We start from the raw sequence: 12,006 nt of genomic DNA, 5'->3' as shown, positions 1-12,006 counted from the left end.
CTCCGGGGTCTTTTTATTCGGACAGTTCGTCGAAACATTCCAACGCTTTGGCGGCGTACATCATCGACGGGCCTCCACCCATCTGGATGGCCATCGCCAACACGTCTGAAAACTCAGCGCGCGAAGCCCCGGCTTTGATCAGGGCTTCGGTGTGGAGCGTGATGCAGGGCTCGCATCGGATCGCGATCGAGATGCCCAAAGCGATGAACTCTTTGGTTTTGTAGTCCAGCTCACCCCCTTGCTTCACGACTGCCCCAAGCGCACCGAATGCGCGGGTGGTATCCGGTAGCGCACCGTTAAGGGCGCGCAGACCTTGTCGCGTGTCCTTGATCTTTTCCTGCCAGCTCATGTCACCATTCCATTTTACACAATGTGATATGGATATGCTGCAGCGCGCTGAGCCCGACTTTGATCTTGATCAGCTATCACGTTTTTCTGCAACAAACGTCAGGTTGTTTGCCGGCATCTCAACCACTTCAAGGACCTCCAGGCCCTGGGTGGCCATCCAACTAGCAACATCACCGTCATTTTTGTATCCGATTTCCGGATCTTGCTGGACAAGCGCATCATGGAACCTCTGGTCGCCATCGCTCGTCAGGTGGCCCGACCTTTTAAACGGCCCATAGAGTATAAATCGACCTTTTGGGGCAAGCGCCTGCGCGGCCTCGGCAATCAGCACCTGCGTTTCCGGCCAACTGATCAGATGCACCAGATTGATCAAGACGATAAGGTTCTGATCCGAAAACTTCGCATGCCAACCGGGGGCCGTTGCGTCCAGTGCGACCGCTTCTGCAACATTCGGCAAATCCGAGGTATAGGAATTGATGCTTGCGCGTCGCTCGGGCTCAACTTCGGTCGGTTGCCATTTCAAGGCGTGCAAGCACTGGGCGAATGCGCTGACATGCTGACCTGTCCCGCTGGCGATTTCCAGGGCCTGACCCTCGGTCGGCGCCCATTTCACCAGCAAATCGCAAAGTGCATCCGCGTTGCGGGTCGCAGCGGGGGCAACAAGCCGCCCGTCCTGACCTTTGGTGGCAACGCTGGCGCTAGGGGGAAGGGTTCGTTTGATCATCGGCGCAGTCTTTCCGGGCTGAGGGCGGCTGTGGTTTCTGTATCAAGATCGGGGGTCATACCTGTCGCCAGATCAGCAACCAGTTGCGACGCGGCAGGCGAGGTCTGGAATCCATACCCACCCTGACCCGCCGACCAGATAAAGGAAGGGTCTGCCGGATCGGGGCCAAGCACTAGGGTCCCATCAGGTGCAAAGCTGCGCAGCCCGGCCCAGTTCGCCTCAACCCGTGTGACGGGTTCGGTGACCATCTCTTCGTAGCGGGCTAAGCCTTCGGCCAGCACCATATCGTCGGCATATGCGTCCTGAGGCGGCACAGGCTCGGCCTCGGACGGTGAGACCAGCAGTTTACCCGCATCGGGTTTGGCGTACCATGCCTCACCCACACCGAACAGCATCGGCCAGCCCCTGATGTCATGCCCGCCCGGGGCAGGCAGGCGCGCCATTGACCGGCGCTTTGGCGTAATACCTATGGGTTTGATCCCCGCGAGACTAGCGATCTCATCGACCCAAGGACCTGCTGCATTCACCAAATTGCGCGCGTCGTAAAAATCCCCGGCCTCGACGATCCAATGGGTGTCTTTCCGAATTGAGGTGACGCGCGCCTTGGTCAGCACCGCGCCACCGTTGGCGCGGATTGTTCGGACGAAATCCTGCATCAACCTGTAGGTGTCGATATCGAATGCAGATTGGCTAACAGCCGCATAGGCAAGTTTGTCTGAGTCCAGAATGGGTACGCGATCTATTGCATCAGCCGCAGAAATGGCACGCATGTTCAACGCGACAGCGTCAGCTTCAAACGCGGCTTGCTGGTCCTTGCGACCGACCAACAAAATACCGCGTGGAGTCAGATATCCGCCATTCTCATCGTGCAGATACGCCGCGCTGGCCTTGTTCAACGCAACAACCGAAGGCGGACCATAGCTTTGTTCGAACAATGCGGCCGAGCGACCGGACGCGTGATAGCCAATCGCATCTTCAGCCTCAAGAACGGTCACCCGCCCGTTAGCTGACAGGCGCGCCCCGGCACTCAGGCCAGCGATGCCGCCGCCTATGACAAGGAAATCAATCATTTGCTCTCTACGGTACGCTTCGATTGAACGGTGCAGGCCAGCAAGACGCTGCCACCTGAACCTGCCTGGACGCTTAAAGCAGTCTTGCTGGAACGCATCAAGCCGCTTGACCAAAAGCGGCGTTGATCGTCCTGCATCAAACGGAGCGAATGTATTCCAAAACTACTGTGTAGTGCAGAAAAAAAGGGCCGGCTAAGCGGCCAGCCCTTCGGTGTTTTTTCGGTGCTGCCTATTGCGGAATGTCACCTTCCAGACCTTCGACATAGAAGTTCATACCCGCCAGCGTGCCGTCATCGGCCACTTCGCCTTCTGCCAACCAGTCGCTGCCGTCCTGCTTCTTCAGCGGGCCGGTGAAGGGGTGATATTCACCTGCGGCCATTGCTGCTTTCAGCGCCAGCGCCTCTTCCTTTACATTGGCCGGTACGGCGTCCGAGATCTCTCCGATTGCGACCATGCCTTCGCGGATGCCATCCCATGTGTTGGCGGTTTCCCATGTGCCGTCCATGACGGCCTGAGTCCGAGCGATGTAGTAGGGTGCCCAGTCGTCGATGATCGAAGACACGCGCGGGAACGGAGCGTATTCGCTCATGTCCGAGGCCTGACCAAAGGTGACAACGTTGCCTGCCTCTTGTGCAGCCGCTTGCGGTGCGGTCGAGTCGGTATGCTGCAGGATTACATCCGCGCCCTGTTCGATCAGAACGGTGGCGGCATCAGCCTCTTTCGCAGGATCGAACCATGTGTAGGCCCAGACGATCTTGAACTCGACATCCGGGTTCACCTTCTTGGCGTGGATATAGGCCGAGTTGATGCCACGGATCACTTCAGGGATCGGGTAGGAGCCGATATAGCCGATGATATTCGACTCGGTCATGTTACCAGCGATATGGCCTTGAACGGCGCGTCCTTCGTAGAAACGAGCCGAGTAAACCGAAACGTTCGGCGCGGTCTTGTAACCTGTTGCGTGCTCGAACTTCACATCCGGGAATTTCTTGGCGACATTGATGGTCGGGTCCATATAGCCAAATGAGGTGGTGAAGATCAGATCTGCACCGTCCAGCGCCATCTGTGTCATCACGCGTTCGGCATCCGGACCTTCTGGAACGGATTCGACGAACACGGTTTCAACCTTGTCGCCAAAATGCTCTTCGACGGCCAGACGACCCTTGTTGTGCTCATAGGTCCAGCCGCCGTCGCCGATGGGGCCGACATAGACAAAACCGACTTTGGTTTTGTCTTGGGCCATGGCGCTTGTGGCCAGACCAAGCGCGATGGCGACGCTTGTCAGAACTGAAGTTAATTTCATGTGTTACTCCCCAAGTTGGTTCAGTTGGCCCCTAGTGTGAGGCATGGAAGATCCGGCCCAGTGAGGCAGGTGCGCTGCTCTTGTCGGCCGAAAGGATCACGAGCACAAGGATCGTGATGATGTATGGCGACATTGCCAGATACTCGACAGGGATGGCAACGCCCGCTGCCTGCAAATTAAGCTGCAACACGGTGATGCCGCCGAACAAATAGGCACCCAGCAACGCGCGCCACGGCTTCCAGCTGGCGAACACGACCAAGGCGAGAGCGATCCAGCCCACGCCTGCGGTCATCCCTTCGGTCCACTGTGGGACGCGGATCAGGCTGATATAGGCTCCACCCAGGCCTGCGCAGGCGCCGCCGAACAGGATCGCCAATATGCGGATCTTGATCACCTTGTAGCCAAGCGCGTGCGCAGCATCGTGGTTTTCGCCCACAGCGCGCAAGATCAGGCCGACCCGCGTGTATTTCAGTGTGGCCCAGACGGCGGCGGTCAGGCCGATACCGACATAGAGGATCGGGTCATGCTGAAACAGGATCGGGCCGACTACCGGGATATCGCTGATTACCGGGATATGGATTTCACCCATGCTGGGCGGTTTGACCCCAACGTAGCCCTGCCCCATCAAGGCGCTGAATCCCAGTCCAAAAAGCGTCAACGCCAACCCGCTGGCAACCTGATTGGCCAGTGCCACCTGTGTCAGCAGTACGAACAACAGTGACAGCACCGCGCCACCTACAGCAGCCGCAACAAATCCCAAGTAGGGCGAGCCCGTCTCGACCGAGATCGAAAAGCCGCTGATTGCGCCGACGATCATCATGCCTTCGACACCGAGGTTAAGAACGCCTGCTTTTTCAACAACCAGCTCTCCGATCGCGGCAAGCAGAAGGGGGGTTGCGGCCACCATCAGTGAGGCGATCAGAAGGACGGGGTTAATTTCACCAAGGTCCATGTTACGCTACCTCGCTACGGGCCACACGAATGCGGTAATTTGTCAGAAGATCGAAAGCCAGCAGGAAGAACAACAGCATCCCCTGGAACACTTGGATAGCAGCGGCAGGCAGACCCAATTGAGACTGTGCGATCTCGCCGCCGATATAGGTCAGCGCCATCAGGCCGCCGGCCAGCAGAATGCCCACCGGATGCAACCGGCCCAGAAAGGCCACAATGATCGCGGTAAAGCCGTAGCCCACGTTAAAGTCGATGCTAACCACGCCCGAGGGACCTGAGACTTCGAACATCCCCGCCAGACCTGCCAGAGCGCCGGACAAACCCAGACAGAACAGGATCAACCGGGCAGGGTTCACGCCGGCGAATTTCGCCGCCCGAGGAGCCTCACCCGTCAGGCGAATGTGGAACCCCAGCATATGCCGATTCAGCAGGATATAGGCGAAGATCACGGCGATCAGTGCCGTTACGACGCCCCAGTGCATCCCTGATCCGGCGATCAGTTCGGCATTATGCGCGCTGTCATAGGATTGCAGGTTGCGCGAGCCCGGAAAGCCAAAGCCTTCGGGGTTCTTCAGCAGACCAAGTGAGACCGAGGCCAGCATCTGCTCGGCCACATAGACCAACATCAGCGACACAAGAATTTCGTTAGTGCCAAAGCGAACCTTCAGAAAGGCCGGGATCATGGCCCAAAGCCAGCCGCCGAACGCCCCGGCGATCACCATGATCGGAAAGATGTACCAGGCCTCCAGCGGATAAAAAGCCAGCCCGGCCCCCGCCCCGAAGATGGCGCCCATGATGTACTGGCCTTCGGCGCCGATATTCCAGATGCCCGCGCGAAAACCCAGCGACAGGCCGATCGCGATCAACACCAGCGGCGCGCCTTTCACCAGCATTTGCGGACGGTAGTAGAAGGCAAACTCACCAAACAGCGGCTCCCAGAAAATGGTACCGATGGCTTCGATCGGGTTCTTTCCCAGGATGGCGAACAGAACGCCGCCAAAAATCATCGTTGCCACCACCGCGACTAAAGGGGTGGCATAAGACCACGCCTTGGACGGCTGGGGCCGTTTCTCCAACACAATCATCCGCTCATCCCCCTGTTTTTGTTCTCTTTTGTTGTATTTCAGACATGGGCTACCTCCATGCCATGCGCGCCACCCATCATCAGGCCGATCTCATCCACGGTCAGGCCGGAGGTCGGACGCGGTGCGCTTAGCCGGCCTTCGTTCAGGGCGGCAAAACTGTCCGAGATTTCCATCAGTTCATCCAAATCCTGCGAGATGCAGACAACCGCGGTTCCCTTGGCGGCCAGATCCAGAATGGCCTGCCGGATTGCCGCCGCCGCAGCGGCGTCAACGCCCCAGGTTGGCTGGTTCACCACCAGAACGTCCGGGTCTTGCATGACTTCGCGGCCAATGACGAATTTTTGCAGATTGCCACCCGACAGCGATCGGGCCGCGTTCTCGGGGCCGGGGGTTCGGACATCGAAAGCCTTTATGATTTTCTCGGCAAAGTTCTTCGTTTCGGCCCATTTGAGAAAACCGTTGTTCTCAAGACTCTCGCGGACCGACCCGGTCAGCAGCGCGTTTTCGGTCAGGCTCATATCCGGGGCTGCGGCGTGTCCAAGCCGTTCTTCTGGGGCGGTTAGAACGCCCAGCTTGCGGCGTGCTGTTGGGCCAAGTTTACCGATGGGCTGTCCGTTGAACTTGATCGCGTCCGCGGTGGTCAGGATTTCACCGGACAGCACGCCCAGCAGTTCATCCTGCCCGTTCCCGGCAACCCCACCAATACCAAGGACTTCACCCTTTCGAACTGTCATGTGCACATTTTTCAACGCGGTTCCGAATTCCGAAGGCGAGGGCACCGACAATCCGCTGACATCCAGCGCGGTTTCACCGAAATCACGTCCTGCTCGTTCGGGCGTTTGCAGAGTTGAACCCACCATCAACTCGGCCATATCACGGGCCGAGGTCTGTGAGGGGACACACTCGCCCACGTTTTTGCCCAGCCGCAGGATTGTCGCATGGTCACACAACGTGCGAATTTCTTCGAGCTTGTGCGAGATATACAATATGGATGTCCCCTCGGACCGCAACTTGTTCAGTGTTTCGAACAAGATGTTGACCTCTTGCGGCGTCAGAACCGAGGTTGGTTCATCCATGATCAACAGCTTGGGGTCTTGAAGAAGGCATCGGATGATCTCAACCCGCTGACGCTCACCGGCGGACAGATCGCCAACCGTACGGTAAGGGTCCAAAGGCAGGCCATAGGTCTCGGACACTTCACGAATGCGCGAGGCGAGATCGCCCATCGGGGGCGGGTTTTCCATTCCCAAGGCGATGTTTTCGGCCACGTTCAGCGCGTCGAACAGCGAGAAGTGTTGAAACACCATCGCGATCCCATCCGCGCGCGCAGCCCTGGGTTCAGCCGGCGCAAAAGGCTGGCCACGTAGCGCCATGGTGCCGCTGTCGGGCTTGACCAAACCATAAATCATCTTGACCAGCGTTGATTTGCCCGCGCCGTTTTCGCCCAGCAGGGCGTGGACTTCGCCCTCGCCAATGTCAAAGGACACCTGATCATTGGCCACGACACCGGGATAGGCCTTGGTCAGCCCCTGCAAACTCAAGAGTGGAGTGGTCACGCGCTCAGGTCCTTCTTCAACTCATTCTGCCGGGCCGTGCGCAAGAGCTGCGCGGCGACGCCAACGGCGATCATTTGCGGGTGTTTTCCCAGTGACGGATCACCGATTGGGCAGGTGATCCGGCTAATCCGGTCGGGTGAATGCCCAAGGGCCGCCAGCCGTGACCGGAATCGCGCCCATTTCGTAGCCGAGCCGATCAGGCCAGCAAAGCGGAAATCGTGCGAAAGCAGCCTGTTGCACAGTTCTAGGTCCAGATTATGGGAATAAGTGAGCACAAGATGCTCGGCACTACGTGGTGCATGATGGACCAGCGCCGCCGGTTTGGCAGCCGGAATCGCGGTCACACCGGGTGGAATGCTGTCCGGGAACCGATCTTGCGTAGTATCGACCCAGGTAATCGCCAGATCGGGCAGTGGGGACAGGACATCCACCAGCGCGCGGCCAACGTGGCCTGCGCCCCAGATCCACAGATTGCGCGTGGGTTGGTGTACCGGTTCAACCATCCAGCCTTCAATCAGTTGCGGCTCAGGTGCGATGCCTTGATTGCGGGCGGACGCCAGCAGGCGTTTGACGGATAAAGGCATGTCACCGTCCGATGCAGACCGTGCAACAATAGTGCTGTCCAATGCGTTCACGGCCTCAAGGTCGTAGACCTCACTGAGCAGGGACACCGCGCCACCGCAGCATTGTCCCATCTCGGGCCCAAGCGCGTGGTGGGTCAGCTTAATTTGCGATGTTTGCAACCGCGCGGCTTCGGTCGCCTGAAACTCAAGGGTGCCACCCCCGATTGTGCCGCTTTGCCCGTCCTCCCAAACCAGCATTGCAGCACCAACCTCACGCGGGGACGATCCCTTGATTGCAGCGATGACCACCCGGGTGACCGTCCCGTGGGTTTTGACCGCCTCCCTCAAAGCCTCCAGGTCAAATCCCATCAGATGCCTCCCTTAACTCTTTGGATGCCGTGCCAGATTTCTTCGGCCGTCGCGGGCGCGTTCAACGCCGGATAGCTGTCGCCACAGGCCGCTACCGCATCTGACAGCGCCAACCAAGCCGAAATGCCCAGCATGAAGGGCGGCTCACCCACCGCTTTCGAGCGATAGATCGTGTTCTCGCGATTTTCACCCTCCCACAGCGCAACGTTGAAGACATCCGGCCGGTCCGAGCAGGCGGGGATTTTGTAAGTCGACGGCGCATGTGTGCGCAGGTTGCCGGTATCGTCCCAGACCAGTTCCTCGGTCGTCAGCCAGCCGGCACCTTGCACATAGCCGCCTTCGACCTGCCCGATGTCCAGCGCGGGGTTCAGCGAGGCGCCCGCGTCATGCAGGATATCCGTTCGCAGGATGCGGTTTTCCCCGGTCAGGGTGTCGATCGCGACCTCGGTCACAGCCGCGCCATAGGCGAAGTAAAAGAACGGGCGGCCGCGCCCCTTGATCCGGTCCCACTCGATCTTCGGGGTTTTGTAGAACCCGGTCGCCGACAGGCTGATCCGGCCCTGATAGGCAAGGGCTGCGGCTTCGGCAAATGTATGGCGTTCTTCACCGACCGAAACGGTTCCGTCGGTGAAGATGACAGTCGATGGATCGGCCTGATGGCGTTCAGCGAGATACTCGGCCATTCGGTCGCGGATCGTGTCGCACGCAGCTTTCACTGCCATTCCGTTGAGGTCACTGCCGGATGATGCCGCGGTGGCTGATGTGTTGGGCACCTTCGCGGTGTCCGTGGCGGTGATCTTCACCATCTCCAACGGGACGCCAAAGCGCGACGCAGCGACCTGCGCGACTTTTTGGAACAGCCCTTGGCCCATCTCGGTGCCGCCGTGGTTCAGGTGAACCGAGCCGTCCTGATAAACGTGCACCAAGGCGCCCGCCTGATTCAGATGGGTCAGCGTGAAGGAAATACCGAACTTGACCGGGGAAAAGGCGATACCCTTCTTGATCACGCGGTTCGCGGCATTCCATTTCTGGATGGCCGATTTGCGCACGGCATAGTCGCTGGACTTCAAAAGCGCCTCGGTCATACCGTGCAGCTCAAAGTCGCTAACCTCCATGCCGTAGGGCGTGGTATTGCCACCGGCAGGCAAAGGACGCACCGGAGCGTTCCCGGTTTCAACAGCGCCACGGCTGGTCAGGTCTTCATGCGGATTGGGATGACCCAGCGGTTTCTCAGCGGGTGCATGTTCGGTCACTGCGTGTGCGGGCTCATAATAGTTGCGACGACGCAATTCGACGGGGTCCAGCCCCAATTCATAGGCCGCGTGGTCCATGACCCGCTCAATCCCAACCATTCCCTGAGGGCCGCCGAACCCGCGATAGGCGGTGGCGGATTGGGTATTGGTCTTTAAACGGTGGCTTTCGATCCGGGCATTCGGTAGCAAATAGGCATTGTCCGAGTGCAGCATCGCGCGGTCGGCGACGGGTAGGGACAGGTCCTGTGCCCAGCCGCAAATGGCATAGTGGTGGAACGAGACGCCCTCAATATGGCCATTCTCATCAAACCCAGCCTTGTAGGCGATGCGGAAGGCGTGGCGTTTACCGGTGATGATCATGTCATCATCGCGGTCATAGCGCATTTTGCAGGTCTTGCCGGTGGCCCGCGCTGCAACGGCGCAAGCGACGGCCAAAGCGTTGCCTTGGCTTTCCTTGCCGCCAAAGCCCCCGCCCATGCGACGGGTCTCGACCCGGACAGCGTTCATCGGAACGCCCAAAGCATCAGCCACCTTGTGCTGAATCTCGGTTGGATGCTGGGTCGAGGAATGCACCAGCATATCCGCACCTTCATTCGGAACCGCCAAGGCGGCCTGTCCTTCCAAATAGAAATGCTCTTGCCCGCCAAGCTCAAACGAGCCTTCGATCACGTGCGCCGCGCCGGCAATGGCGGCATCCGCATCGCCCTTGGCATAGATTCGCGGACCGTCTTCGAACCGGCTATCAGCGGCAAGCGCGTCTTCGATCGTCAGGATCGGCGTCTCTTTGTCATAGTCGATCTTGCCCAGACGCGCGGCCTTGCGCGCGGCTAAATGACTCGTCGCAACGACCAGAAATACGGGCTGGCCGATATAATGAACGGTGCCATCTGATAACAGCGGTTCATCGTGGATCGAAGGTGAGACATCGTTTGCAAAAGGCAGGTCGCTGGCGGTCATGACCATGACCACGCCGTCCGCGGCCTCTACAGCAGACAAATCCATCGCGTTTATTCTGCCTTTGGCAATCGGACTGAGGCCAAACGCCAGGTGCAGCGTTCCTTTTGGCGTGGGGATGTCATCCACGTATCGCGCCACACCAGAGACATGCAGGGGGGCCGCGTCATGAGGCAGAGCCTTGGTCACGCTCATGCTGACACCTCCAGCACGTTTGTTACCTCACCCTGATCTTCAAGGAAGTATCTGTCCAGCATCGCTTTGGCCGTCTCTAGCCGATAGGTGGCCGAGGCACGCATATCCGAAAGCGGGGCATAATCCGTTCCGAAGGCAGGTAATGCCGCCTGAATGGTCTGGGGCGTCCACTGTTGGCCGATCAAAGCGGCCTCAACGTTTGAGGCGCGTTTTGGAATACCGGCCATACCGCCAAACGCGATGCGCGCATCAGTAACGGTGCCCTCTGCAATTGTGATGTTGAAACACCCGCATACGGCCGAGATATCCTGATCGAACCTTTTGCTGAGTTTGTAACACTTCAGACGATCAGGTTGGCGCGGGAAGCTGACGGCTTCGACGAATTCACCGTGGCTGCGATCTTGCTTGCCGTAGTCGATAAAGAAATCCTCCAGCGGGATAGACCGGCGCCTATCCCCATGGCGCAAGTGGAGAGTTGCGCCAAGCGCGATCAACGCAGGCGGATTGTCCCCGATGGGTGAGCCATTGGCGATATTCCCGCCGAGTGTCGCGGCGTGCCTGACCTGAACGCTGGCGTAGCGGCGGATCATTTCAGCATAGGAGGGGTGCATATCGGCCAGCGCCTCGCCCATTCGGTTCATGTCCACCATGGCGCCAAAGCGGATTTCGTCTTCGGTGATCGTGATCTCCTTCAGATCCTCGCAGCGGTTCAGAAAGATCACCGGGGCCAGATCGCGCAGCTGCTTGGTGACCCACAGGCCTACATCGGTCGCACCTGCGACCAGAGTGGCATCCGGGAGGTTTGCATATAAGGCGGCCAATTCGTCAGACGAACCGGGCAACATGGTTGGTGCGGTTGACGTAGCGACGGGCTTGTCCTTGACCCAGACCGGAACAAGCTGCGCCTCAGCCGCTTCCGCTGCGCGGATGATCGGCGCGTAGCCGGTGCAGCGGCACAGGTTCCCGGCAAGCTGCGTATCGTGATCTGTTGCGCCATTTGCGTGGCTTGCAACCATCGACATCACGAAACCGGGCGTGCAAAACCCGCATTGCGAGCCGTGAAGGTCAACCATTGCTTGTTGTACCGGATGGGGTTCATTGTTCGGGCCGCTGGCCCCCTCGACGGTGCGGACTGCTTTGCCGTGCAACTGCGGCAGAAACAGGATGCAGGAATTCAGTGCCTTGGCCCCGTCAGTGTCGGTCACCATTACGGTGCAGGCGCCGCAGTCGCCCTCGTTGCAGCCTTCCTTTGTGCCGGTCAGGCCGCGGTCCTCGCGCAGCCAGTCCAGCAGTGTGGCCGTTGGATCGACATCCGCCAGCTCAACTGTCTCTCCGTTCAGAAGAAACGTGATATTCATTCGAGAAACCCGTCGCCTTACCCGGTTGCGCCCTGCGGTGCCCTCCTTCGATGCGACGTAGAAAGAGTGGCGGGCGTATAGCTTGCCGTTCGATGTTAGAAACAGGGCAGGTTATCTGGCAAGAAAAACTGATTATGTTATGCATGATTACGACCAATCGATAGGGTAATGCCTGTTTTCCGAACCATTCAGCCATTTGAAATCAATGCGTTTTCCGTTCTAACCTAGCAGCCCTTGCCGAAGCACCTTCTGAAAAAGCCGAACAATCGGTGTTGAT

At 58.8% G+C, this 12,006-nt stretch carries 10 protein-coding genes; all 10 read right to left on the bottom strand.

Going from position 1 to position 12,006, the window contains the following annotated elements:
* Nucleotides 1-13 precede the first annotated feature (13 nt).
* Entirely contained in the window at nucleotides 14-349 is a 336-nt protein-coding gene (locus ACXAET_RS18955; protein WP_475188830.1) for a carboxymuconolactone decarboxylase family protein, read from the bottom strand.
* A 69-nt stretch (nucleotides 350-418) separates the two neighbouring features.
* Nucleotides 419-1,072, bottom strand: coding sequence for a DUF938 domain-containing protein (locus tag ACXAET_RS18950; RefSeq protein ID WP_475188827.1), 654 nt, complete (start codon nucleotides 1,070-1,072; stop codon nucleotides 419-421).
* Nucleotides 1,069-2,142, bottom strand: a complete 1,074-nt coding sequence (locus ACXAET_RS18945) for an NAD(P)/FAD-dependent oxidoreductase (RefSeq protein ID WP_475188823.1) — start codon at nucleotides 2,140-2,142, stop codon at nucleotides 1,069-1,071. Before ACXAET_RS18945 ends, ACXAET_RS18950 begins: the two co-directional genes overlap by 4 nt.
* A 229-nt stretch (nucleotides 2,143-2,371) precedes the next feature.
* Complete coding sequence (locus ACXAET_RS18940; protein ID WP_475188818.1) at nucleotides 2,372-3,445, bottom strand: BMP family ABC transporter substrate-binding protein; 1,074 nt, start codon at nucleotides 3,443-3,445, stop codon at nucleotides 2,372-2,374.
* A 31-nt stretch (nucleotides 3,446-3,476) separates the two neighbouring features.
* Complete coding sequence (locus tag ACXAET_RS18935; protein WP_475188815.1) at nucleotides 3,477-4,397, bottom strand: ABC transporter permease; 921 nt, start codon at nucleotides 4,395-4,397, stop codon at nucleotides 3,477-3,479.
* Nucleotide 4,398: 1 nt separating this feature from the next.
* On the bottom strand, nucleotides 4,399-5,481 hold the full coding sequence (locus ACXAET_RS18930) for an ABC transporter permease (RefSeq protein ID WP_475188813.1): 1,083 nt from the start codon (nucleotides 5,479-5,481) through the stop codon (nucleotides 4,399-4,401).
* A 38-nt stretch (nucleotides 5,482-5,519) separates the two neighbouring features.
* Nucleotides 5,520-7,037, bottom strand: a complete 1,518-nt coding sequence (locus tag ACXAET_RS18925; protein WP_475188810.1) for an ABC transporter ATP-binding protein — start codon at nucleotides 7,035-7,037, stop codon at nucleotides 5,520-5,522.
* A complete protein-coding gene (gene xdhC, locus ACXAET_RS18920) occupies nucleotides 7,034-7,969 on the bottom strand; it encodes a xanthine dehydrogenase accessory protein XdhC (protein ID WP_475188806.1) in 936 nt (311 codons plus the stop codon). Before xdhC ends, ACXAET_RS18925 begins: the two co-directional genes overlap by 4 nt.
* Nucleotides 7,969-10,371 (bottom strand): xanthine dehydrogenase molybdopterin binding subunit, encoded by a 2,403-nt coding sequence (gene xdhB, locus ACXAET_RS18915; RefSeq protein ID WP_475188801.1) that lies wholly within the window; start codon nucleotides 10,369-10,371, stop codon nucleotides 7,969-7,971. Before xdhB ends, xdhC begins: the two co-directional genes overlap by 1 nt.
* A complete protein-coding gene (gene xdhA / locus ACXAET_RS18910; RefSeq protein WP_475188799.1) occupies nucleotides 10,368-11,729 on the bottom strand; it encodes a xanthine dehydrogenase small subunit in 1,362 nt (453 codons plus the stop codon). Before xdhA ends, xdhB begins: the two co-directional genes overlap by 4 nt.
* Nucleotides 11,730-12,006: the final 277 nt, after the last annotated feature.

It is taken from the genome of Ruegeria sp. AWH4_226 (genome assembly GCF_056159225.1).
The sequence above is the reverse complement of the archived record's forward strand: the minus strand, read 5'-3'. Positions and strand labels throughout refer to the sequence as shown.